The 22,819-nt window shown below is 67.7% G+C and carries 24 protein-coding genes and 1 pseudogene; 13 read left to right on the forward strand and 12 right to left on the reverse strand.

The features are described 5' to 3' along the window. The first annotated feature begins 32 nt into the window (after nucleotides 1–32). From ACJEIK_RS25150 to ACJEIK_RS25160, 3 genes are all read left to right on the forward strand, one after another. Nucleotides 33–833, forward strand: a complete 801-nt coding sequence (locus tag ACJEIK_RS25150; RefSeq protein ID WP_267324108.1) for a crotonase/enoyl-CoA hydratase family protein — start codon at nucleotides 33–35, stop codon at nucleotides 831–833. After that, nucleotides 833–1,801 carry an NAD-dependent epimerase/dehydratase family protein gene (locus ACJEIK_RS25155; protein WP_409430452.1) on the forward strand — a complete coding sequence of 323 codons (969 nt, stop codon included), beginning with the start codon at nucleotides 833–835 and terminating at the stop codon, nucleotides 1,799–1,801. The genes ACJEIK_RS25150 and ACJEIK_RS25155 overlap by 1 nt, the downstream gene beginning before the upstream one ends. A gap of 68 nt (nucleotides 1,802–1,869) precedes the next feature. Further along, nucleotides 1,870–3,075 carry a sensor histidine kinase gene (locus ACJEIK_RS25160; protein ID WP_409430453.1) on the forward strand — a complete coding sequence of 402 codons (1,206 nt, stop codon included), beginning with the start codon at nucleotides 1,870–1,872 and terminating at the stop codon, nucleotides 3,073–3,075. 1 nt (nucleotide 3,076) lies between these two features. Here the strand turns inward: ACJEIK_RS25160 and ACJEIK_RS25165 are convergent, their stop codons facing one another. The 3 genes from ACJEIK_RS25165 to ACJEIK_RS25175 form a co-directional block, all read right to left on the reverse strand. Next, entirely contained in the window at nucleotides 3,077–4,282 is a 1,206-nt protein-coding gene (locus tag ACJEIK_RS25165; protein ID WP_409430454.1) for a cytochrome P450, read from the reverse strand. Next, complete coding sequence (locus tag ACJEIK_RS25170) at nucleotides 4,279–4,953, reverse strand: acetoacetate decarboxylase family protein (protein WP_061005882.1); 675 nt, start codon at nucleotides 4,951–4,953, stop codon at nucleotides 4,279–4,281. The genes ACJEIK_RS25165 and ACJEIK_RS25170 overlap by 4 nt, the downstream gene beginning before the upstream one ends. 184 nt (nucleotides 4,954–5,137) lie before the next feature. Further along, the gene (locus tag ACJEIK_RS25175; protein ID WP_064858530.1) at nucleotides 5,138–6,169 is read right to left on the reverse strand and encodes an LLM class F420-dependent oxidoreductase; all 1,032 of its coding nucleotides are present in this window, start codon (nucleotides 6,167–6,169) and stop codon (nucleotides 5,138–5,140) included. Between the two features lie 58 nt (nucleotides 6,170–6,227). Between ACJEIK_RS25175 and ACJEIK_RS25180 the strand changes: the two genes are divergently transcribed. From ACJEIK_RS25180 to ACJEIK_RS25200, 5 genes and pseudogenes are all read left to right on the forward strand, one after another. Then, on the forward strand, nucleotides 6,228–7,229 hold the full coding sequence (locus ACJEIK_RS25180; protein WP_064858529.1) for a Zn-ribbon domain-containing OB-fold protein: 1,002 nt from the start codon (nucleotides 6,228–6,230) through the stop codon (nucleotides 7,227–7,229). A 9-nt stretch (nucleotides 7,230–7,238) separates the two neighbouring features. Further along, the gene (locus ACJEIK_RS25185; protein ID WP_409430455.1) at nucleotides 7,239–8,303 is read left to right on the forward strand and encodes a thiolase domain-containing protein; all 1,065 of its coding nucleotides are present in this window, start codon (nucleotides 7,239–7,241) and stop codon (nucleotides 8,301–8,303) included. After that, nucleotides 8,303–9,475, forward strand: a complete 1,173-nt coding sequence (locus ACJEIK_RS25190) for a thiolase domain-containing protein (protein ID WP_064858527.1) — start codon at nucleotides 8,303–8,305, stop codon at nucleotides 9,473–9,475. The genes ACJEIK_RS25185 and ACJEIK_RS25190 overlap by 1 nt, the downstream gene beginning before the upstream one ends. Before the next feature lie 75 nt (nucleotides 9,476–9,550). After that, a pseudogene (locus ACJEIK_RS25195) lies at nucleotides 9,551–9,709 on the forward strand (LLM class F420-dependent oxidoreductase); the annotation flags it as partial. 1 nt (nucleotide 9,710) lies between these two features. Then, nucleotides 9,711–10,112, forward strand: coding sequence for a nuclear transport factor 2 family protein (locus tag ACJEIK_RS25200; protein ID WP_133426451.1), 402 nt, complete (start codon nucleotides 9,711–9,713; stop codon nucleotides 10,110–10,112). 51 nt (nucleotides 10,113–10,163) lie between these two features. Here ACJEIK_RS25200 and ACJEIK_RS25205 read toward each other — a convergent pair whose 3' ends face one another. Next, on the reverse strand, nucleotides 10,164–10,688 hold the full coding sequence (locus tag ACJEIK_RS25205; RefSeq protein ID WP_409430456.1) for a hypothetical protein: 525 nt from the start codon (nucleotides 10,686–10,688) through the stop codon (nucleotides 10,164–10,166). Between the two features lie 33 nt (nucleotides 10,689–10,721). Beyond that, complete coding sequence (locus ACJEIK_RS25210; protein WP_409430457.1) at nucleotides 10,722–11,270, reverse strand: gamma carbonic anhydrase family protein; 549 nt, start codon at nucleotides 11,268–11,270, stop codon at nucleotides 10,722–10,724. A 127-nt stretch (nucleotides 11,271–11,397) separates the two neighbouring features. Between ACJEIK_RS25210 and ACJEIK_RS25215 the strand changes: the two genes are divergently transcribed. Beyond that, the gene (locus ACJEIK_RS25215; RefSeq protein ID WP_064858523.1) at nucleotides 11,398–12,552 is read left to right on the forward strand and encodes a Rieske 2Fe-2S domain-containing protein; all 1,155 of its coding nucleotides are present in this window, start codon (nucleotides 11,398–11,400) and stop codon (nucleotides 12,550–12,552) included. Next, on the forward strand, nucleotides 12,552–13,028 hold the full coding sequence (locus tag ACJEIK_RS25220; protein WP_061005842.1) for a hypothetical protein: 477 nt from the start codon (nucleotides 12,552–12,554) through the stop codon (nucleotides 13,026–13,028). The genes ACJEIK_RS25215 and ACJEIK_RS25220 overlap by 1 nt, the downstream gene beginning before the upstream one ends. A gap of 67 nt (nucleotides 13,029–13,095) precedes the next feature. On the opposite strand, the gene ACJEIK_RS25225 is transcribed toward ACJEIK_RS25220, so the two are convergent. The 3 genes from ACJEIK_RS25225 to ACJEIK_RS25235 are packed head-to-tail and all read right to left on the reverse strand — an operon-like array spanning nucleotide 13,096 to nucleotide 16,147. Further along, on the reverse strand, nucleotides 13,096–14,238 hold the full coding sequence (locus ACJEIK_RS25225; protein ID WP_409430458.1) for a sulfotransferase family protein: 1,143 nt from the start codon (nucleotides 14,236–14,238) through the stop codon (nucleotides 13,096–13,098). Beyond that, nucleotides 14,235–15,017, reverse strand: coding sequence for an SDR family oxidoreductase (locus tag ACJEIK_RS25230; protein WP_073696031.1), 783 nt, complete (start codon nucleotides 15,015–15,017; stop codon nucleotides 14,235–14,237). The genes ACJEIK_RS25225 and ACJEIK_RS25230 overlap by 4 nt, the downstream gene beginning before the upstream one ends. A 2-nt stretch (nucleotides 15,018–15,019) precedes the next feature. Continuing rightward, complete coding sequence (locus tag ACJEIK_RS25235) at nucleotides 15,020–16,147, reverse strand: hypothetical protein (RefSeq protein ID WP_409430459.1); 1,128 nt, start codon at nucleotides 16,145–16,147, stop codon at nucleotides 15,020–15,022. 197 nt (nucleotides 16,148–16,344) lie between these two features. On the opposite strand from ACJEIK_RS25235, the gene ACJEIK_RS25240 reads away from it, so the two are divergent. Then, the gene (locus ACJEIK_RS25240; RefSeq protein WP_267324127.1) at nucleotides 16,345–17,253 is read left to right on the forward strand and encodes an IclR family transcriptional regulator; all 909 of its coding nucleotides are present in this window, start codon (nucleotides 16,345–16,347) and stop codon (nucleotides 17,251–17,253) included. Between the two features lie 59 nt (nucleotides 17,254–17,312). On the opposite strand, the gene ACJEIK_RS25245 is transcribed toward ACJEIK_RS25240, so the two are convergent. Next, nucleotides 17,313–17,843, reverse strand: coding sequence for a hemophore-related protein (locus ACJEIK_RS25245; protein WP_234785491.1), 531 nt, complete (start codon nucleotides 17,841–17,843; stop codon nucleotides 17,313–17,315). A 164-nt stretch (nucleotides 17,844–18,007) separates the two neighbouring features. Here ACJEIK_RS25245 and ACJEIK_RS25250 point away from each other — a divergent pair, with 164 nt between their 5' ends. Both ACJEIK_RS25250 and ACJEIK_RS25255 read left to right on the forward strand, forming a co-directional pair. Next, nucleotides 18,008–18,658 (forward strand): GNAT family N-acetyltransferase, encoded by a 651-nt coding sequence (locus tag ACJEIK_RS25250; RefSeq protein ID WP_409430460.1) that lies wholly within the window; start codon nucleotides 18,008–18,010, stop codon nucleotides 18,656–18,658. Nucleotides 18,659–18,702: 44 nt separating this feature from the next. Continuing rightward, nucleotides 18,703–19,104 (forward strand): hypothetical protein, encoded by a 402-nt coding sequence (locus tag ACJEIK_RS25255; protein WP_267324129.1) that lies wholly within the window; start codon nucleotides 18,703–18,705, stop codon nucleotides 19,102–19,104. Here ACJEIK_RS25255 and ACJEIK_RS25260 read toward each other — a convergent pair. The 3 genes from ACJEIK_RS25260 to ACJEIK_RS25270 are packed head-to-tail and all read right to left on the reverse strand — an operon-like array spanning nucleotide 19,097 to nucleotide 22,816. Beyond that, a complete protein-coding gene (locus tag ACJEIK_RS25260) occupies nucleotides 19,097–21,196 on the reverse strand; it encodes a RecQ family ATP-dependent DNA helicase (protein WP_267324130.1) in 2,100 nt (699 codons plus the stop codon). The two genes, ACJEIK_RS25255 and ACJEIK_RS25260, sit on opposite strands and share 8 nt — an antisense overlap. Then, nucleotides 21,153–21,818 carry a TIGR03943 family putative permease subunit gene (locus ACJEIK_RS25265; protein WP_267324131.1) on the reverse strand — a complete coding sequence of 222 codons (666 nt, stop codon included), beginning with the start codon at nucleotides 21,816–21,818 and terminating at the stop codon, nucleotides 21,153–21,155. The genes ACJEIK_RS25260 and ACJEIK_RS25265 overlap by 44 nt, the downstream gene beginning before the upstream one ends. Further along, nucleotides 21,815–22,816: a permease gene (locus ACJEIK_RS25270; protein WP_409430461.1), complete on the reverse strand. Its 1,002-nt coding sequence runs from the start codon at nucleotides 22,814–22,816 to the stop codon at nucleotides 21,815–21,817. The genes ACJEIK_RS25265 and ACJEIK_RS25270 overlap by 4 nt, the downstream gene beginning before the upstream one ends. Nucleotides 22,817–22,819 lie beyond the last annotated feature (3 nt).

Consider the following 22,819-nt stretch of genomic DNA (forward strand, 5'->3'; position numbering starts at 1 on the left):
TCTAACGATCTCGAGACCGGAAGTTGGTACCCGTGAGCGAACCCGAAAAAGGCCCCGACGCCCTCATTGAGCAGCGCGGACACACGCTGATCGTCACCTTGAACCGGCCCGAGGCCCGCAACGCCCTTTCGGGCGAGATGCTCTCGATAATGGTCGAGGCGTGGGACCGCGTCGACAACGATCCCGAGATCCGCACCTGCATCCTGACCGGTGCCGGCGGCTACTTCTGTGCCGGCATGGACCTCAAGGGCGCCACCAGGAAGCCGCCGGGCGACTCGTTCAAGGACGGCAGCTACGACCCGTCGCGCATCGACGGCCTGCTCAAGGGCCGGCGCCTGACCAAGCCGCTGATCGCCGCGGTCGAGGGCCCGGCCATCGCCGGCGGCACCGAGATCCTGCAGGGCACCGACATCCGCATCGCCGGTGAGAGCGCCAAGTTCGGCATCTCCGAGGCCAAGTGGAGCCTGTACCCGATGGGCGGTTCGGCAGTGCGCCTCGTGCGCCAGATTCCGTACACCATCGCGTGCGACATGCTGCTGACCGGCCGGCACATCACCGCCCAGCAGGCCCTGGACTACGGGCTCATCGGATACGTCGTGCCGGACGGCACCGCGCTGGACAAGGCTCTCGAGATCGCCGAGGTGATCAACAACAACGGTCCGCTGGCGGTCCAGGCCATCCTCAAGACCATCCGCGAGACCGAGGGCATGCACGAGCTGGACGCCTTCAAGCCCGACACCGCCAACGGCATCCCGGTCTTCCTGTCCGAGGACTCCAAGGAAGGCCCGCTGGCGTTCAAGGAGAAGCGCGCACCGCAGTTCAAGATGCGCTGATGCACATCGCAGTGACGGGAGGCACCGGCTACGTCGGCGCCCACACCGTCCGCGCCCTGCTGGCCGCCGGGCACACCGTGCGACTGCTGGTGTTTCCCGGCGGCAGCGACGATGCCGCGCTCGACGCGCTGGGCCGGATCGGTCCGCTCGAGATCCTGACCGGTGATATCCGGGACCCCGCAACGGTTTCCGAGCTGTTGGCCGGCTGCGACGCCGCGCTGCACGCCGCCGGCGTCGTCGGCACCGACAGCCGGCGCACCCAGCTGATGTGGGACATCAACGCCCACGCCACCGAGGCGCTGCTCACGCGGGCCTGCGAGCTCGGGCTGGACCCGGTGGTGTCGGTGTCGTCCTACAGCTCACTGTTCCCGCCGACCGACGGCGTCATCGGGCCCGACACTCCCCCGGCGCCCGGTCGCAGCGACTACGCCCGCACCAAGGCCTACGCCGACAATGCGGCCCGCCGGTTGCAGGCCGAGGGCGCGCCCGTCGTCGTGACGTACCCGTCGTCGGTCGTCGGTCCGGCGTTCCACACGGCAGTCGGTGTGACACAACGTGGTTGGGACCCCATCGTGCGCTACCGCGTCGCCCCGCGGCTGCGCGGCGGCATGCAGATGATCGATGTCGGTGATGTCGCCCGGGTACACACGGCGCTGATGCGGCCCGGCCGCGGCCCGAAGCGCTATGTCTGCGGCGGCGTGCTGCTGACGTTCGATCAGATGGTCGACGCGCTGCAGTCGGCGCTGGGCCGGCCGATCCGGCGGATTCCGCTGTCGCCCAGCATGTTTCGCGGCGTCGGCCGGGTGTCGGATGTCGCCGGGCGCTGGCTGCCCCTGGCCGAGGGGCTGAGCTACGAAGCCGCCCTGCTGCTGACGGCCGCCGTCCCCACCGACGACAGCCTGACCTTGTCCGACCTGACCCTGACCTGGCGCGACCCCCGAGAGTCGATCGTCGACTCTTTTGCGTGATTCGTGCACGATTTTCCGCGGCCATCGCGGAAAATCGTGCACAAATCACGGACGCCGGGGGGACTCAGATGCCAACCACCGACACCTCGCTGGTGCGTGGCCTGCTGCTGCAGTTCGCCCTGCGGGCGCTGCTGGCGGTGTTCGTCGGGTTCGGCCTGCTGCTGGAGCCCCCGAACGCGAACCTGCGGCTGCACTGGGGCATCTTCGCCTGTTACGTCGCGATGGTCGCGGCGTGGGGTTGGTGGGGACGACGCTCGGCCGACCAGTCCGACAAGCGCACCCAGCGGGCCGTGGTTCTGCTCATGCTGTGCGCGGATCTGACTGTGGTGGCGGTCATTTCCGTGGACAGCGGGCTCAGTTCCCCGGAAACCTGGACGTCGGACGTGATGCAGCACGGGCTCTTCCTGATCCCACTGATCGCGGCAGCTCAGCTCGATCCCGCCGTCAGCGCCATGATCGCGATTCCCACCGTCGCCACGTTCTTCGTCGTCAACTGGATCGACCGGGAAGCCAACGGTGACGAACCCTGGGGCTCGATCCTGTTGCGGACCGCCATCGTGTTCGGCCTCGCCGCCGGTTCGGTCGCGCTGTCCTGGGTGCAGCAATCCAAGACCAGGACCATCGCCGGGCTGGCCCAGGAGCGGACCCGTCTGCTCGAAGAGGTGATCAGCCTGGAGAAACGCGAACGCCAATCCCTCTCGGAGCGCCTGCACGACGGCGCGCTGCAGTATGTCCTGGTGGCGCGGCACGACATGGAGGACGTCCGCGACGGGTCGGTCGAGGGCATGGACCGTGTCGACTTCGCGCTCGCGGAATCCTCCCGGCTGCTGCGCGACGTGGTGCGGGAACTGCACCCCGAGGTGCTGTCCCGCTCGGGCCTCAAGGCCGCGATCACCGCGCTGGCCGACGGTATCGCCGCGCGGACCAGCATCGCGGTACATCTCGACGCCGACGACTGGCCCGACGACCTGCGCACCGACGCCGACCATCTGCTCTACAGCGCGGCGCGCGAATTCTCGACCAACGCGATCAAGCACGCGCACGCCGACAATCTGCGATTCCGGCTGGCGCACAACGGAAGCCGGGCCGAACTACGCATCGCCGACGACGGCGTCGGCATCCCGCCGGACCGGCTCGCGCAGAGCGTCGAGGACGGTCACATCGGGTTCGCGTCGATCTGCACGAAAGTGCTTGCCACGGGCGGCGAATTCGCGGTCACCGGCGCACCCGGCACCGTCATCTCGATGACGGTGCCGGCCGCTGTGAGCAGCTGACTCAGAGCACCCGCGCGGTCGGGGTGAACACCACCGGCATCGCTTCGGGGCCGCTGACGAAGTTGGCGGCGCGCAGCGGGATCTCCGCACCGTCGGCCAACCGGAGGTCAGGCAGGCGCTGCAGCAGCCGCTCGGTCATCAGGCGCAGCTCCAGCCGGGCCAGCTGGTTGCCCATACAGAAGTGGGTGCCGAAGCCGAAAGCCAAGTGGCTGTTGGGATTCCGGTCGATGTGGAACTCGTCCGGGTTCACGAACTGGTCACCGTCGAAGTTCGCCGACTCGAACATCAGCATGACCTTCTCATCCTTCTTCAGCTCGGTGCCGTAGAAGACGGTGTCGGCGGTCAGGATGCGGCACATGTTCTTGATGGGCGAGGTCCAGCGCAGCATCTCCTCGATGGCGCCGGGCATCAGCGACGGATCCGCGACCAGGCGGTCCCACTGATCGCGATGGCGCATCAGCTGCTCGGTGCCGCCCGACAGCGTGTGCCGCGTGGTCTCGTCACCACCGATCAGGATCAGCAGCGTCTCCATGACGATCTCGTCATCGCTCAGCCGCTGGCCTTCGACCTCGGAGTTGATGAACACCGAGAACAGATCGTCGGTGGGGTTGGCCCGGCGATCCTTGATGACATCCATCGTGAAAGCGGTATATGCCGCAAAGGTTTCCATGAGCTTCTGGATCGACGACTCGTCCAGGTGCGAGGACAGCCCCGACACCAGCTCATCGGACCAGTCGAGCAGCATCTGGCGCTCTTCGGGCACCACACCGAGCATGTCGCCGATGACGGCCATGGGCAGCGGAGCCGCCAGATCGCGGACGAAGTCGGCCTCGCCCTTCTCACAGACGTTGTCGATGAGGGCGTCACACAGCCGACCGATGGACGGCACCTTGTCCATGACGCGCTTGCGAGTGAAGCCGGCGTTGACGAGCTTGCGCCGCACCAGGTGTGCCGGATCGTCCATGTCGATCATGTAGGGCATGCCCGGCTGGTCGGGGCGGATGCCGCCGGCGTTGGAGAACAGTTCGGCGTTGCGCTCGGCGTCGAGCACGGACTGGTACGTGGTCACCGCGACCTGCCCGGTGCGGTCCCGGAACACCGGCTCGTTGGCCCGCATCCACCGGTACGCCTCGTGTGCGGCCGCGCGGTCGGCATAGAACCGGCCGTCGGCCAGGTCAACGTCGGGGCGGGTGATAACACTGGTCACTTGATCTCCTGAGCGTCGGCGAAAGTCATGTCTACGTTGTCAGCGGAACCCGAGAGCATGGCGAGTTTCGGCAATCCGAGGGCAGCCAATTCCTGGGCATACGGGTGGTCACCGAGGCGCACCGTCACGCCCCCGGGCCGGTAGCGCACACCGGACGGTTTCATCACACCGACGGTCTCGCGGGTGACGCCGTCGAGGTGCGAATAGGTCGGAGGCGCCTGGGGTTTCGACGGCGCGGGTACCGGGAAGCCGGGCCGGAAGTCCATGCCGACGGCGAACCGGCCGTCGATGGTGACGTCGAAGGAGAAGTTCTTCCCATCTCGAATCGCAAAGTCCGCCATCACCTTCGGGTAACCCCAGATGTTGCGGCCGGCCTCCAGCGTGAAGGCCTGGTCGACGGGCAGGTGGTGGATGAAAGCGCCGGCGGACTGCAGCGCCCGCAGGCCCGAGGCGTTCGAGCCGGGCGGGTTCACCATGATGTTGGTGCCGTACTCGCAGTACTCGCCGAGGTCGCTGTCGACGTAGTGCATGAGCATCAGCACCGCCACCGCGCGGCGCGGCCGGAACCGGCACACCCGCAGGCCGCTGTAGTCGATCATGCGCTGTGCGGCGTCGGCGTCGACCGAGAACATCGCCATGTGCTGCGCCGCCTTGCGGACGCGCACCGGCATGGTCAGCACGGTGCCCGCGATAGTGTGCTGCGAGGGCACGGCCCCGGTGGCGTCTGTCACAGCACGAATCTAGAACACGTTGTAGACACTCCGCAATAAGTGTCTACTGCCATCTTCGCGAGCAGGCGCAAAACTGCACTTCAGCGGGAAGAAATGACAGTTTTGCGCCTGCTCGCGGAGGAAACTAGACCAATTCAGCCAACTGCTTGATCTGCTCGACCGACTTGGCCCCGACGACCATCATGGTGACGCCCGAGGCCTCCCAGGCCTTGATCTGTTCCTTCACGTAGTCGAGGTTCCCGACGATCGCGGAATCGTCGACCAGCTCGTCCGGAATGACCTTCGCCGCTTCGTCCTTGCGATCGCTGCGGAACAGCTTGGTGACGTCGTCGACGACCTCGGAGTAGCCCATGCGGCGGTACACCTCGGCGTGGAAGTTGGTGTCCTCCGAACCCATGCCACCCATGTAGAGCGCCAGGTGCGGCTTCATCATCTCCATGACCATCGGCCGGTCGTCGGTGACGATGATCTGTGCGGTGGCGCAGATTTCGAACGTCTCACGGGTCCGACGGGCACCGGCGCGGGCGAAGCCCTCGTCGAGCCATTCGTTGTACATGCCGGAGATCCGCGGCGAGTAGAAGATCGGCAGCCACCCGTCGGCGATCTCGGCGGCCAGCGCGACGTTCTTCGGGCCTTCGGCGCCCAGCATCACCGGGATGTCCGCACGCAGCGGATGCGTGATGGGCTTGAGCGGCTTGCCCAGCCCCGTGGTGCCCTCACCCGAGAGCGGCAGGGGGTAGTGCGGGCCATCGCTGGTGACCGGTGCTTCGCGGGCCCAGACCTTGCGCAGGATGTCGATGTACTCGCGGGTGCGCGCCAGCGGCTTCGGGAACTTCTGCCCGTACCAGCCCTCGACGACCTGCGGCCCCGAGACGCCCAGACCCAGGATGTGCCGGCCACCCGAGAGGTGATCGAGCGTCAGCGCTGCCATGGCGCACGCCGTGGGCGTGCGGGCCGACATCTGGATGACCGACGTACCCAGGCGCATCCGCGTGGTTTCGCGGCCCCACCAGGCCAGCGGGGTGTAGGCATCCGAGCCCCAGGCCTCCGCGGTGAAGACGGTGTCGAAGCCCGCTTCTTCCGCCGCGGCGACGAGCGTCGCGTGATCGGTGGGCGGCTTGGCGCCCCAGTATCCGAGCTGCAAACCGAGTTTCATGGGGCCGCCTTTCCGAACGTGCTTGCCACGATTGTTAGAACCTGTTCTACTCGATGCCGTGAGCGTTAGCCAAAGCAGCCCAGCCCAGATGGCAGGCCATGAGCCGCCCCTTTCGGCTCCGCTGAAACTGTCATTCGACTACACCCGTTCAGTAGGTCCGGTCCTGAGTCAGTTCTTCACCGCGCTGCGCGGACGACGCATCGTCGGCACCCGCGGGTCGGACGGCCGGGTACACGTACCTCCCGCCGAGTATGACCCTGTCACGTACGAGGCCCTGACCGAGGTGGTTCCGGTCTCCAGCGTCGGCACCGTGGTGTCGTGGACCTGGCAGCCCGAGCCCCTGGAGGGCCAGCCCCTGCAGAAGCCGTTCGCCTGGGCGCTGATCAAGCTCGACGGCGCGGACACTCCGCTGCTGCACGCCGTCGACGCCCCGGAAGGTTCACTGAAGGCCGGTGACCGCGTCCGTGCACACTGGGTCGACGAACCCGTCGGCGCCATCACCGACATCGCGTACTTCGTGCCCGGTGAAGATGCTGTCGAGCCGTTGCCGGCTGACGACCGCGACCCGGTGACCATGCTGGTCGTGCCGTCGGCCATCGAAATCCAGCACACCGCTTCACTTCCCGAGAGCACCTTCCTGCGCGGCCTGCAGGAGGGCAAGCTGCTCGGCGGCCGCACCAAGGTCGGCCGCGACGGCAAGCCCGGTCCCGTGTTGTTCCCGCCGAAGGAGGCCGACCCGGCGACCGGCCTGGAACTCGACGAGTTCGTCGAGCTGGTCGACCGCGGCACGGTGACGACGTTCGCCATCATCAACATTCCGTTTGCCGGCCAGCGCATCAAGCCGCCGTACGTGGCCGCCTATGTGCTGCTCGACGGCGCCGACATCCCGTTCCTGCACCTGGTCACCGAGATCGACGCGGCCGACGTTCGGATGGGCATGCGGGTCGAGGCGGTGTGGAAGCCCCGCGAGGAGTGGGGCCTGGGCATCGACAACATCTCGCACTTCAAACCGTCCGGCGAACCCGACGCCGACTACGACTCGTACAAGCACCACCTGTAAAGGGCCACAATGACTTCCAGTGACGTAGCGGTCGTCGGGTTCGCACATGCCCCGCATGTGCGCCGCACCGACGGCACCACCAACGGCGTCGAGATGCTGATGCCGTGTTTCCAAAAGCTGTACGCCGAGTTGGGCCTGAAGCAGACCGACATCGGCTTCTGGTGCTCCGGCTCGTCGGATTACCTTGCCGGCCGGGCCTTTTCGTTCATCTCGGCCATCGACTCGATCGGCGCCATTCCGCCGATCAACGAGTCGCACGTCGAGATGGACGCGGCCTGGGCGCTGTACGAGGCCTACATCAAGATCCTGACCGGCGAGGTCGACACCGCGCTGGTCTACGGCTTCGGCAAGGGCAGCGCCGGCACCCTGCGCCGGGTCCTGGCCCTGCAGACCGACCCGTACACCGTGGCACCGCTGTGGCCCGATGCCGTGTCGATGGCGGGCCTGCAGGCCCGCTTGGGTCTGGATGCCGGCAAGTGGACGGCCGAGCAGATGGCCCAGGTGGCGCTGGACTCCTACGCCGCCGGCGGCCGCACGGACAAGGTGGCACCAACCGGATCCATCAGCGAACTGCTGGCCCAGCCGTACTTCGCCGATCCGCTGCGCCGCCACGACATCGCCCCGATCACCGACGGCGCGTCGGCGATCGTGCTGGCGTCGGCCGACAAGGCCCGGGAACTGCGCGAAAACCCGGCCTGGATCACCGGTTTCGAGCACCGCATCGAGACCCCGATCCTGGGTGCGCGCGACCTGACCACCTCGCCCTCGACGGCCGCGTCGGCGCACGCCGCCACCGGCGGCGACGCCGGTTCCATCGACATCGCCGAGCTGCACGCGCCGTTCAGCCACCAGCAGCTGATCCTCAAAGAGGCCATCGGACTCGGCGAGTCGACGAAGATCAACCCGTCCGGTGGCGCACTGGCCGCCAACCCGATGTTCTCGGCCGGCCTGGAACGCATCGGCTTCGCGGCCGAGCACATCTTCAACGGCACCGCGGGGCGCGTGCTGGCGCACGCCACCAGTGGCCCTGCGCTGCAACAGAATCTGATTGCCGTCCTGGAGGGTAAGAACTAATGGCGAACAAAGCCGCCGTCCTCGGCACCGGACAGACCAAGTACGTCGCCAAGCGGCTCGACGTCTCGATGAACGGCCTGGTGCGCGAAGCGATCGACCGCGCGCTCGCTGATTCCGGGTGCACGATGGCCGACATCGACGCCGTCGTCGTCGGCAAGGCGCCGGACTTCTTCGAGGGCGTCATGATGCCCGAGCTGTTCATGGCCGACGCCACCGGCGCCACCAACAAGCCGCTGATCCGCGTGCACACCGCAGGTTCTGTGGGCGGCTCGACCGCGATCGTCGCCGCCAGCCTCGTCAAGTCCGGCAAGTACCGCCGCGTGCTGACCATGGCGTGGGAAAAGCAGTCGGAGTCGAACGCCATGTGGGCGCTGTCGATTCCGGTGCCGTTCACCAAGCCCGTCGGTGCGGGCGCGGGCGGCTACTTCGCCCCGCACGTGCGGGCCTACATCCGCCGCTCGGGCGCGCCGGAGCACATCGGCGCCATGGTGGCGGTCAAGGACCGGCTCAACGGCGCCAAGAACCCGCTGGCGCACCTGCACCAGCCCGACATCACCGTCGAGAAGGTGATGTCGTCGCAGATGCTGTGGGACCCAATCCGTTTCGATGAGACCTGTCCGTCGTCGGACGGCGCGGCCGCACTGGTGATCGGAAACGAGGAAGTGGCCGACGCCCGCGTCGCCGAGGGTCATCCGGTTGCCTGGATCCACGCCACCGCGCTGCGCACCGAACCGCTGGCCTACTCGGGCCGCGACCAGGTGAACCCACAGGCCGGCCGTGACGCCGCCGCCGCACTGTGGCGCGACGCCGGGATCACCAGCCCGATCGACGAGATCGACTGTGCCGAGGTCTATGTCCCGTTCTCCTGGTTCGAGCCGATGTGGCTGGAGAACCTGGGCTTCGCCGCCGAAGGCGAGGGCTGGAAGCTGACCGAGGCCGGCGAAACCGCCATCGGCGGCAGGATTCCGTTCAACGCCTCCGGCGGGGTGCTGAGCTCCAACCCGATCGGCGCGTCCGGAATGATCCGGTTCGCCGAGTCGGCCATCCAGGTCATGGGCAAGGCCGGCGACCACCAGGTCGAGGGCGCCCGTAAGGCTCTGGGCCACGCGTACGGCGGTGGCGCACAGTACTACTCGATGTGGGTCGTCTCGAGCGACAAACCGGGCAAGTAGTCGTCAGGAAGTGCACCGTGAGCGTCGCGCCGGGAGGTCGGGTTCGACGCCGCGGTGCCCTTCCATGTCACGGGCGGGCACCGCGAGTTGGCCGCGGCGCGCGTCACCGACGACATCGTCATCCCCTGGCTTCTGGACGGTTTGGCGTTTGACGCCCCTGTCGAGAAGAAAAAGGATTCACTGAAGCGGTACGCCGACATCCACATCCACATCCACTCCGGCTGGCAGGACTGACATGACAGTGACCGATCCGAATCATCCCGCGCACCTGGCCGGCAAGCGTTCCCGCGACGCCGTCGCCGCCCGCGACAAGGAAGCCTGGCTGGCCAACTTCGCCGACGACGCCGTCGTGCAGGACCCGATCGGGCCGTCGTTCCTGGACCCCGAGGGCAAGGGCCACCGTGGCAAGGAAGCCATTTCGGGCTTCTGGGACAAGGCGATCGCTCCCACCGACAGCCTCGTGTTCAACTTCGAGACCACCTACCAGTGCGGTGACGAAGAGGCCAACGTCGGCAACATCGTGACCACCATCGGCGGGCACGACTTCACCACCCATGGTGTCTTCACCTACCGCGCCAACGAAGCCGGGCAGCTGGTGGCGTTGCGCGCGTTCTGGGAAGCGCCGCGCTCTTCGTGATTTGTGCACGAAAATCCGCGGCCACCGCGGATTTTCGTGCACAAATCCCGGTCAGAAAGTCCAGGACCCCGACGGCTGCAGGACGAATCCGTGGCCGCCGCCGGTGGTGTCTATGCATGCGGTGACGCCACCGGCGACCACGCCGCACGTCATCGTCGTCAGAGTGACCTTCTCGCCCGGCACCAGTAGCGGCGCGCCGGCGAGATCGGTCGGGTAGTCGCCGCGGTAGTTGCTGATCGTGCCCTCGTTGGCCGCGTGCACCTGCGCCACCCCGAAATCGCGGGGCGCCTTGGCGTTGGGGTCGGCGGTGACGGCCAGGCCCGTCGTCCCCGGCACCGGGCCGTAGCACCGCACGGTCGGCGCCACCCCGCCCAGCGCGCTGACGAGGCACGCCAGCCCGTCGGGCGTCGAGAACTTCACCACCTGCTGATCAGTGCGCTGGTAGGTCGCCAGATGGGTCGACGTGACGACGCTGAAGCCCGCGAGGTCGGGGAAATTGGGTGGCGGCGCGGCTTGCGCGGACGGAGCCGTGAGCGCGATGGAGGCACCGGCCAGGACGACGAGCGGCAGCTTCATGCGCCCAGTCTTGGCCGAACGTCGGCCGGAATGTCAGATTTCCGCGAAATCCGGGCCCTGCAGCTCTTCGAGACCCGTCAGGTAGCGCTCGGCCAGTTCCCGGTAGGCCTGCGGATTGGTGTTGATCCACGTCTCGGCACCGGTGCCGGAGATCGGGCCACGGATCTTGGCGGGTGACCCCACGACCAGCACCTCATCGGGGATTTTGGTTCCGGTGACCACCAGCGAATGCGCTGCGACGAGCGTGCGCCGGCCGATCACCGCGCCGTCGAGAATCGTGCTGTTGTTCGCGATCAGCGCCTCGGCACCGACGTGCGCGCCGTGGACGACGCACAGGTGGGCGATGGTCGCGCCGGGCCCGATGTCCACCGGGATGCCGGGAGGGGCGTGCAGCACGGACCCGTCCTGCACGTTTGCCCCGTTGCGGATGACGACCGGCGCGTAATCGGCGCGCAGAACCGCGTTGAACCACACCGAAGCCCCGGCCTCGACGCGAACATCGCCGATCAACACGGCGGTGGGGGCGATGAACGCCGTGGGGTCGACGACCGGGCTTCGGCCCTCGAAGGAGTAGAGCGGCATGGACAAAACCTACCCCGTCGCTTCGCTCGACCTCTCGACATACCGCAGGTCGGGACGCTTGCATTGCGCTGCACCGAGGAAAAACTGTAACGTGTTCTAGTTACTAGGCACAGATTGGGAGGCCAAGGTGAGCACCGAAACCGCGGGGGTTCGCGAGATCGATACCGGCGCGCTGCCGGACCGCTTTGCCCGTGGATGGCACTGCGTGGGTCCTGTGAAGAACTTCCTGGACGGCAAGCCGCACTCGTTCGAGGCGTTCGGCACCAAATTGGTGGTGTTCGCAGACTCGAACGGCGACCTGAAGATTCTGGACGGCTACTGCCGCCACATGGGCGGGGATCTGTCGCAGGGCACCATCAAGGGTGACGCGGTCGCCTGCCCGTTCCACGACTGGCGCTGGGGCGGCGACGGCAAGTGCCAGCTGGTGCCCTACGCCAAGCGCACGCCGCGGCTGGCCCGCACCCGCGCCTGGCACACCGACGTCCGTGGCGGCCTGCTGTTCGTCTGGCACGACCACGAGGGCAACGCTCCCACCGACGACGTGCGGATCCCGGAGATCCCCGAGGCCGCCAGCGACGAGTGGACCGACTGGCAGTGGAACTCGATGCTGATCGAGGGCAGCAACTGCCGCGAGATCATCGACAACGTCACTGACATGGCGCACTTCTTCTACATCCACTACGGCCTGCCGACGTACTTCAAGAACGTCTTCGAGGGCCACATCGCCAGCCAGTACCTGCACAACGTGGGCCGGCCGGACATCGGTGGCATGGGCACCCAGTACGGCGAGGCGCACCTCGACTCGGAGGCCTCGTACTTCGGGCCGTCGTTCATGATCAACTGGCTGCACAACAACTACAGCGGCTACAAGGCCGAGTCGATCCTGATCAACTGCCACTACCCGGTCAGCCAGGACGCGTTCGTGCTGCAATGGGGCGTCATCGTCGAGAAGCCCAAGGGCATGGACGAGAAGACCACCCAGAAGCTCGCCAACGCCATGACCGACGGTGTCAGCAAGGGCTTCCTGCAGGACGTCGAAATCTGGAAGCACAAGACCCGCATCGACAACCCGCTGTTGGTCGAGGAAGACGGCGCGGTCTACCAGATGCGCCGTTGGTACCAGCAGTTCTACGTCGACGTCGCCGACATCACCCCGGACATGACCGACCGCTTCGAGCTGGAGATCGACACCACGGTCGCCAACGAGAAGTGGCAGGGCGAGGTGGCCGAGAACCTGCGCCTGCAGGCCGAGGCCAAGGAATCCGCAGAGCAGTCCAGCTGATGACCCAGCACGACGAACGGGCCCAGGCTCCCGACGCGGAGAGCCTGGCCCGTTCGATGCTGCAGCTGATGGGGCACGGTGAGGATGACGACCACGCCCATCCCGCCTCGGACTCACCGGCCAACGGATCCTGGTCCAAGGCACCGGATTTCGCCGGTGACCCGGTGCGGCTGGCCGCGGTTCGCGAGGCCACTGCTGCCGACCGGCAGCGGTACCTGACCTCCGGCTTGGTTCCGGTCGACTGCCGCTTCTGTCACTCGACGGTGGCGGTGAAGAAGCTGGGCCCGGAACACACTGCGGTGCAGTGGAATTCGGAGGCAACGGCGCGGTGCGCGTATTTCAGCGAGATCCGCGCCGAAGGCGGCGACCCCAGCCGCAGCCGCTCGTGCCCGAAGATGTCCGACAGCATCAAGCACGCCGTCGCCGAAGGGTGCCTGGAGGAGTTCTCCACCGCCCCCTCCCCCGGCGACGGCTAGGTTTCCCCGCTCGCGCAAAACTGCCCCTTTTCTGTTGAAAAGGGGCAGTTTTGCGTCTTCTCGGCAGTTACAAGTTCGCGAAGCGCTCCTTGACCTGCTCCTCGGTCAGCCCGTAGTCGGACAGCGAGTAGGTGTGCTTCGGTGCCCGCGGGCCCTGCTGGCTCTGGGCGTGACTCTCGGTGATGGCCTCGCGTGCGGCGTCGGTGAACTCGATGTCGAACGTGCGGTAGATGCCCTCGACGGCGCCGACCGGGTCCTTGATGAACTCGAAGTAGTCGACGTCGCAGAACTGCTTGGGATCATGCTTGGCCCGTTCGGCATTGAACAGCTCGAGGCCGCGTGACCACGTTTCCATCGAGTCGGCGCCGATCACCTTGCCGGTGAAGGTGTTCGACCAGCCGGCCGTGGTGTGCTGCGCGAGCGAGCACATCGACGCCATGATGGTCTCGGCCGGCCGGTGGCACTGCACGACGAGCGCATCCGGATAGACCTTGAGCAGCGCCTCCAGCGCGAACAGGTGGCTGGGGTTCTTGAGCACCCAACGCTTTTCGGGCTCGTTGAGGCCGATCAGCTGCAGGTTCTTGCGGTGCCGCTGGTAGGACTTGGTCCAGTCCTGCTGAGCCAGCCACTTGGCGTACGACGGCACGTGCGCCAGCGTCTCGTAGGACACCGAGTGCAGCGACTGACGCAGCAGCTGCCAGCATTCCTCGACCTCGTCGGCCGTCATGAAGTGCAGGCCGGTGTAGTCCGGATTCTCCTCGTGCGCCTGCTTGAACCGGGCGTCGAGCGCACTGAAAACCGGGTTGTCCGGCCAGGTTTCGCGCGGCGGCCGCGGCTGCGGGAACTCGGCGAGCCACATCTCCAGGCCCTGGTGCCGCGGGTCGGCCGTCAGGAGCCGGTGGATCACCGTGGTGCCGGTGCGCGGCAGGCCCGTGACGAAGATGGGCCGCTCGATCGGCACGTCGGCGTGCTGCGGGTACTGCTTGAACGCGGCGTTGGACACCAGACGGGCCACCAGCGCGTTGCGGGTGAAGAACCGCTGCATCTTGCTGCCGAGCTCGGTCAGGTCGGCCTCCCGCTGGTACGAATCCAGCAGCACGCCAAGGGCTTCCAGGTAGTTGTCGTCGTCGCCGCCGAAGTCGTCCAGGCCACAGGCCTTGACGGCCGAGGCGTGCAGGTCCTCGACGGTGCCGACGTTGGTGCGCGTCATGCCTTGTACTCCCCGCAGTTGACGTCGAGCGACTGCCCGGTGATGCCACTGGACAGGTCGCTGGCCAGGAACAGGATGGCAGAGGCCACCTCGTCCTCGGTCGGCAGCCGCTTGAGGTCGGAGCCGGCGGCCGACGCCGCATAGATCTGCTCGACGGTGGTGCCGTACTTCTGCGCCTGATGACCGAAGTAGCCCTCCAGCGTTTCGCCCCAGATGTAGCCCGGCATCACCGAGTTCACCCGGATGCCCTTCTCGCCCAGCTCGGTCGAGAGGGTCTGGGACATGGCCAGCAGCGCCGACTTGGCCATCTTGTAGGCGCCGTACTTGGCCTGCGAATGGCGCACGACCATCGAATTGACGTTCACCACAGCGCCTTTGGCGGCCTCTAGTGCCGGGGTGAAGCCCTGCGTCATCCGCAGCGCGCCGAACACCGTCAGCTCGATGGCATCCCGCATGTGCTCGAACGTCGTGTTCGCGAAGGGCTTCATCGACGGCACCCTGAACGCGTTGTTGATCAACACGTCCGCCTTGCCGAACTCCGCCGTGGTGCGGGCCACCACGTTGGCGACCTGCTCCTCGTCGGTGATGTCGGCGCCCACCACCAGTGCGCGACGGCCCAGTGCCGTCACCTCCTTGGCGACGACCTCGAGCCGCTCCACCGTACGGGCGACCAGCACCAGGTCGGCGCCGTTCTCCGCACATCGGCGCGCCAGCGTCGTCCCGAGCCCGGGCCCGACGCCGCTGATCACCACCACCTTGCTCGTCAGCAGTCCGCTCACGGTCAGCCCACCATCCTCTCGCCAATAAGCTTCTGCCGCAGCGCGATCCGCGCGCGCCAATCTTCGTCGGAAATCTTGTTGCTCTCGTAGAACGGCAGCTTCGCCGCCACCTCGTCGAGGCTCACCACCTCGCACGTCGGGCCGTCCTCGGCCGTCAGCTCGCGGGACACCCGCTGCCAGCGGAACTGCAGGTAGCCCTTGGCGTGGCCCAGCGTCTCGCACCAGTTGGTCACGCCAGGGTTGTTCTCGGACACCACGATCCGGATCTTGCCGTCCGGATCCGCCTGCGCCTGCGTGCCGTTCAGCGACGTCTGGTGGTTGATGTAGTCGAGCGAGATGTACCAGAGGCTGCCCAGCTGGAAGCCCAGGTACGGCGCATCCGACACCGGCAACGTGATGACCATGGCCTGGTCCGGCGTCATGTCGTAGTGCCCGACGGACGAGTACTGCGTGGCCAGGCCGCCCGGCGTCAGTCGCGGCGCGGTCAGGGTGTTGACCGGCAGGTTGTCGTAGAACCACTTCGGGAACTGCAGCCAGGTCTTGACCCGCTGCACCAGCTGCTTGCCGGCGACGGCGTAGCGCTTCTCGATCAGCTCGCGGGTCAACGGCTCCGGTGCGGTGCCCGCGGTGTCGATGCGGGAGATCGCGAACGTGCCGCGCTGCGCCGACCAGTCGTTGTAGACCTCGCGGATCACCAGCTGCGCCGGGGTGGCCGGCGTGAACCGCCACTCGAACGTGCCGTCCTCGGCGATGTCGAGCTTGCGGTCGTCGAACGCCGTCTCGCTGTCCGGCACGTTGGCGTCGGTGTACTCACCGCCGAGCAGCTGGAAGCTGACGTCGGTGGTGGTGCCGCGACGTCCGGTGACGACGTACTCGTGGCCCGGCTGCACGCGGGTGCCGAAGTACATGGTGTCGGGATTGTCGAGGCCCATCTTCTCGAACGGGCCGGTGCCGCTGTGCAGGAACGGGTGGTCCTTGTCGAAGTCGAAGGCGACGTGCGTGCACGACGCGATACAACCGGCGAGGTATTGCAGGCCTTCGAGCAGGTCGGCCTCGGTTTCGATGAACGGCGCCGCGGCGACGAGGCGCTCCGCCTCGGCGACGGCGTCGGCGAACGACTGCGTGAACATACGGTCAACACCCTTCCGTTCCAATATTGGAACGTGTCGGTAGATATTCCGACTGAAGAGTAGAACGTGTTGCAGTAGTCGTCAATGACGCCCCGCTCGGTCGTCCCAGTCGACCTGCGACTTCGTCCCGATCCGTCCCGACATTCACACGTCGACAGAACGGTCCATATTTGGACCGATGTCGTACATTCCTTGCCATGACTGACACCGGTCGCGCGTCGCCGCCCACCGCCCGCGTCGTCGCGGTGCTGGATTTCCTGGCCAGTCACCCCCAGGAACAGTTCGGGCTGTCCGAGTTGGCGCGTCGGCTCGACCTCAGCAAGCCGACCTGCCTGGGCATCGTCACGACGCTCGCCGACGCCGGCTATCTGGTGCGTGACGCGACCGAAAAGACCTACCGGCTGGGCCCGCGGTTGATCACGCTGGGCCACACCGCACAGGAGTCCATGCGCATCAGCCCCGCCGCGCGGGCGGAACTGCGCCGGCTGTCGGAGGCCTTCGACGCCACGGCGGCATTGTCGGCGGTCGTCGACGACCGCATCACTCTGCTGGAACTCGTTGCGCCGCACGGCAGTCCGGAACCGGTACAGGTCGGGCAGAGCTACCCGTTCGCCCCGCCGGTGGGGCTGATGTTCGTGCTGTGGGACGAGCGCGCGGTGCGCGACTGGCTGGCCAAAGAGCCGACGATCCCCCTGCGCACCGACAGCGCGCGGCTGGAACGGGTCATCACCGAGTGCCGCGAGTCGGGCTATCTCGTGGAGCGGCTGACGCCGGGCGGCCGGCGGCTGTACGCCATGATGGCCGGCATGTCGAGCAACCTGCCCGACGAATTACGGGTGCTGCTGGGCGAATTGGTCTCGGACATCGGTGAGCGCGTGTATCTGCCCAGCGAATCGAGCGCCGCGTCGGGCGGGCGCGCCAAGCACGACATCAGCGTCATCGCCGCGCCCGTCTTCGACCATCACCAACGCCAGGTGATGGTGCTGTCACTGCAGATCGGGCATGCCCTGACCGACGCGGAGATCAGCAAGCGAGCGCGCGGGCTCGTGGCCGCCGCCGCGACACTGACGGCGCAACTCGGCGGGTCCCAGCCCGGCCGAACGTGAGTCCGTGCGCGAAATCCGCTGGCGGATAAACACATTCGCTCACGTTCGGCGGGCGAGGACTAGACGCCGTTGAGGACCGCCAGGGCGTCGGTCGGCGCGACCTGCAGGCCGCAGCGGTCCTTGAACGCGGCCAGCGGAGCCTGGATGCCGCGCAGTGCGTCGGCCTGGTCCGGGTGCTCCTTGAAGTAATTGTCGAACTGGCTCATCGCGGTGAACGCCGGCTGACGGGTGGCGTCGAGCAGCGAGCTGTCGGCGTCCGGGTGCGCGGCGAAGTAGTCCGACAGCTGCAGCGTGACCGAGCTGATGGTCTTGGCGAGCGTCGCGGTGCTGCAGTCGGCGACGGTCGCGGCCGGAGCGACGGTGGTCGTCGTCGTGGTCGACGGCGCCGTGGCGGACGTGGTGGGCGTCGCCGAGGTCGTCGGCGTCGCGGCGGTGGTCGCGGTCGTGGTCGGCGACGCGGTGGCCGACGTGGTCGGCGACGTCGGGCTCACGGGATCGGCCGATGCACGCGGCACGACGATCGCGGCACAGGCAGCGCCCAGGGCGATGAAGCCGAGGGTGGAACGGCCGAATGGCACGGCACGAGTCATGGAATCCTCCTTTGTCCTGGCCGCATCGGTCTTCCCCGGCCTCTGGGTGTGTTTCGCTCGGGCCGATAAAGCTGTTACACAAGCGACCAAAGTTGCAGGTCAGCGCGTCCCGAAGCGGCAAATATTCGCTTTCGTGAATTAGCTCGGTTGTGCTGATATGGGGCATGCGCTCTTCGCCCTGGCCACTGGCGGAACTGGAGGTGATCACTCCGGTTCTGCGGCTCTGCCATGTGACCGACGAACTGGCCGACGAACTCGCCCAGCTGGCCGCGAAGGGCATCCACGATCCGGCCACCATGCCGTTCACGGTCCCCTGGACCGATGCGGTCTCCCCCGACCTGGAACGCAACACCGTCCAGTACTTCCGGCAGACCCGCGCCGAGGTGTCGACGGAGCACTGGGACGTGCCGATGGCCGTCATCGTCGGCGGCGACGCCGTGGGCGTCTGCACGGTGACCGCCAACGGTTTCCCCGCCAGCCGGAACGTGTGCACCGGCTCCTGGCTGGGCCGCCGGTATCAGGGTCGCGGCCTCGGCCGCGAGATGCGCACGGCCGCGCTGCAGCTGATCTTCGCGGGGTTCGACGCCGATGTCGCCCGCACCGCCGCCTGGCACGACAACGCGGCATCACTCGGCGTCACGCGGTCGCTGCCCTACGTACAGACCGGCTCGTCACGGCAATCGCGGCGCGGGGTTTTCGACACGATGCTCGAATTCACCATGACCCGTGCCCAGTGGGAGCAGCTGCGGCGCCGCGACATCGAGTTGATCGGCGTCGACCCCGTGGTCGACCAGCTCGGGCTGCGCCGGCACTGAAATTGGCGTCCGGGACCCACGTGCCACGCTCGTAGGCTCGAAGCATGACGTATGACGACGCCGAGTGGCACTACGACAGCGTGGGCGAACTCGACCTCGACACGGCCGCCGCCAGCACTCACATCGGCATGTTCATGGCGTGGTTGGCGTTGCACGGCCTCACCCAATCCGACTGCAATCCAACCGAATTGCACAGCCGGACCATCACCCCCGGCGAGTACCTGCGCCGATACTGCGTCAATCAGATCGACCCGTCGATGCTGACCGACACTGGAAACGCCTTCACCGAGGCCGGGTACCGGGCCTACCTCTCGGGGTACCGGAACGTCCCGGCCGTCGCGCGTCATGGCGAGAGGTACGGCGAGCCGGACACCTGGGAGACCTATGACGAGGTCGCCCAGCTGATCGACGGACTCTACGCAGAATGGCGGTCCGCCGTCAGCTGACCGATGCCATCGCGAACGGCAGCACTGCCGGCGCCCCGGCGGTCCGCAGTACCTGCGTCGCCATGGTCAGGGTCCAGCCGGTGTCGACCACGTCATCGACCAACAGCACCGGACCGCTCACGTCCAGCGTGGGCGCCTCCCACGAATCCACCAGCGCCGCAACCCGATACGCCGAGTTGGCCGCCGTCACAGGCCGCCGCTGCGGCCGGTAGTACAGCGTGCCCAGGTTCTGCAGCCGGCCGAGCTCCGCCAGCCGGGTGACCAGCGAGCCGATCAGTTGCGGATGCCGCTCGGAATCCAGACCCATCACGGCCACCGGACGTTCTTTCCAGTTCCAGGCCTTGAGGACCGCAACGGCCGCCTGCACGACGGCGTCGGGAACCTCACCGTCGGGCCCGTCGAGCAACTGGCGCAGCCGAGCTCCCCACCCCAGGTCCGTCAGGCGCCCGATGACGCGGCCCGGTTCCGCACCACCGGAGATGCGTCCGGACAACCCGATCCCCAGGGACCCCAGCCCCGTCGGCCATTGCTTGCGCGGGGCGATCTCGACACCCGGCCGCATCAGTTGCTCGCGCACCGCCGATGCCGCCTCCACATCGACGTCGGCGGTGTAGCGCGCACCCGCACAGTTGTCGCACCGGCCGCAGCCCTGGCCGTCGAGCTCGGGATCGTCGAGCTGACTGCGCAGGAACACCATTCGGCACTCGGTCGTCGATTGGTAGTCCAGCATGGCCTGCTGCTCACGCTGCCGCGCGGCGTCCAGATTGCGGTAACGCTCTTCGTCGTACGACCACGGCTGGCCGGTGCTGATCCAGCCGCCCTTGACGCGGCGCACCGCACCGTCGACGTCCAGCACCTTGAGCACCATCTCGAGCCGCGACCGGTTGAGGTCGACCAGCGGTTCCAGGGCCGCCGTGGACAACGCCCGGTCGGATTCGAGTTCGCCGATCACCTTGCGCACCAAGGCTTCCGACGGGAACGCGACCGACGCGAAGTACCGCCAGATGTCGGCGTCCTCTTTGCCCGGCAGCAGGATCACCTCGGCGCTCGACGTGGCGCGACCGGCACGGCCGACCTGCTGGTAGTACGCGATGGGCGACGACGGAGCGCCCAGGTGCACGACGAAGCCCAGGTCCGGCTTGTCGAACCCCATGCCCAGCGCCGAGGTGGCGATGAGCGCCTTGACCCGGTTGCCGAGCAGATCGGCTTCGAGCTGTTCCCGCTCGGCGGTCTCGGTGGAGCCGGTGTAGGAGGCGACGGTGTGCCCCTGCTCGCGCAGGAGCGTGGCGATATCGTGCGCCTGCGACACCGTCAGGGTGTAGACGATGCCCGAGCCGGGCAGCGAATCCAGATGCGCCGCAAGCCATGCCGCCCGCTGCGCCGGTCCCCCGGCATGTACCACCGACAGGCGAAGTGATTCCCGGTCCAGTCCCCCGCGCAGTACCAGGGTATCGCCGCCTCCGACGCCCAGCTGCGCGGCGACGTCCTGCACCACGCGGTCGTTGGCCGTCGCGGTGGTCGCGAGAACCGGTATGCCCGAACCCAACTCACCGATCAGGGTGCGGATGCGCCGGTAGTCCGGGCGGAAGTCGTGCCCCCAGTCGGACACGCAGTGCGCCTCGTCGACCACGACCAGCCCGGCGTCGGCGGCCAATGCGGGCAGGACGGCGTCACGGAAGTCGGGGTTGTTCAGGCGCTCCGGACTCACCAGCAGCACGTCGAGATCGCCGGAGGCGACGCGCTGATGCACCTCGTCCCATTCGGTGACGTTGCTGGAGTTGATGGTGGCGGCTCGGACGCCCGCGCGTTCGGCGGCCGCCACCTGGTTGCGCATCAGCGCCAGCAGCGGCGAGACGATGACGGTCGGGCCGCGACCGGCGGCCCGCAGCAGCTTGGCGGCGATGAAGTACACCGCCGACTTGCCCCACCCGGTGCGCTGCACAACCAGCGCCCGGCGGCCCTGGACCACCAGGGCCTCGATGGCCACCCACTGGTCGTCGCGCAGCACCGCGCCGGGGCCGGCGAGCTGTTCCAGCAGGGCCTGCGCGTCAGTACGCGTAGGTGTTGCGGGGCTTGGGTATGGGGTCGGCACTGGTCACTTCCATGGTCGGGACGAAATTCGTGGACGGATTGGACGTCCCCGGTACCACCTTGCCCTGCACCTTCAGCCAGGTGTCGTTCGGGTGCGTACCGAGTGCGCCGGTCAGGTGAATGCGGGCCAGTTGCGCGTCGGCGGCGCAACACACGATCACGACCCGGGCCAGATCGTCGCCCATGGTGAAACCGGTGACGGTGATGGTCCGTCCCTCAAGGCTTTTCGTGGAATCGGCAGCGGCCCGCAGCACCACTTCCGGCAGCGGCACCGCGCCGTCGGCCGGCAGCGGCGGGAAGGCGCGCTTGGGCGGCGCCACCGCGGCGGTTACCGTCTCGGCGCCGACCGCGCTCATCGGCGGCACGCTGACGAACGCCGTCAGCGCCACCGGGACGAGCAGCAGCCACGCCAGAAGTCCCCGGTGGTGATGCCCGCCCGGCGGCCCCTGGCGCAGATCCCGCACCAGGCACACCACGGCAAGCGCCACCAGCAGGACCGCCGCCACCAGCAGCCACGGGAACAGCGCCGGTTTCACGAAATTCAGGTACGTGCCCTTGACTGCGATCAGGCCCGCGCTGAGCCCGATCAACAGCACCAGGATGTTCTGTGTTTCCCGGCTCATGACGCGCCCCCGAGCAGCAGCAGCCCGACGACCGTCGCACATGCCGTGGCCACCACCAGCGTCACCGGCGCGAACCGCACCGCGAACGGCCGGCCGAACACACCGGCCTGCATCGCGAACAGCTTGACGTCCACCGCCGGTCCGACAACCAGGAACACCAGGCGCGGCACCAACGGGACCATGGTCAGGCTCGCCGCGACGAACGCGTCGGCCTCCGAACACAGCGCCAGTACGACGGCCAGCAGCGCCATGGTCGCCACGCCGACAGCCAGATTCCCGGCCACGTGCTCGAACACCCACGGCGGCACGGCCGCGCGCAGCACCGCCGCCGCGCCGGCGCCGACCACCAGGTAGGCGGCGGACTGCAGGAAGTCGTGCCGGGCCGCCTCGGTGAACACGGTGAAGCGCGAGGCACCCTCGTCGTGGTGGGTGGGCAGCGTGCGGGTCACCCATGCCGTGCGGCCCCAGCGCTGCCACAGCAGGCCCATCACCACGGCGGTCAGCAGTGACGCCACGCAGCGCGCCACCACCATCTGCGGCTGGCCGGGGAAGGCGACCGCCGTCGCCACCAGCACCACCGGATTGATCGCCGGTGCGGACAACATGAAGGTCAGGGCGGCCCCGGCCGTCTCCCCGCTGAACAACCGGCGTGCCACGGGCACCGAGCCGCATTCGCATCCGGGCAGCGCGGCACCACCGACACCGGCCACCGCCACCGCGAGCGCCGGCCGGCGCGGCAACCGGCGGGCCAACCGCTCCGGCGTGAGGTACGCGGCCACCACGCCGCTGACGATGACACCCAGCACCAGGAACGGCAGGGCCTGCACGAAGACGCCGCAGAACACCGTGGCCGCGGCCGCCAGGCGGGCATGGTCGGTCAGGACACCGCTGACCCAGGAACCCGACAGTGCCAGTGCGGTGAGGGCGATGAGCAACAGTTCCATCGACCCGGCCCGCCGCTTGCGGTCCGGCGCCAGTGTGGATTCGTCCCCGGCCATGCG

The sequence above is a fragment of the Mycobacterium sp. SMC-16 genome (assembly GCF_046250085.1).
Classification (GTDB): Bacteria; Actinomycetota; Actinomycetes; order Mycobacteriales; family Mycobacteriaceae; genus Mycobacterium; species Mycobacterium phocaicum.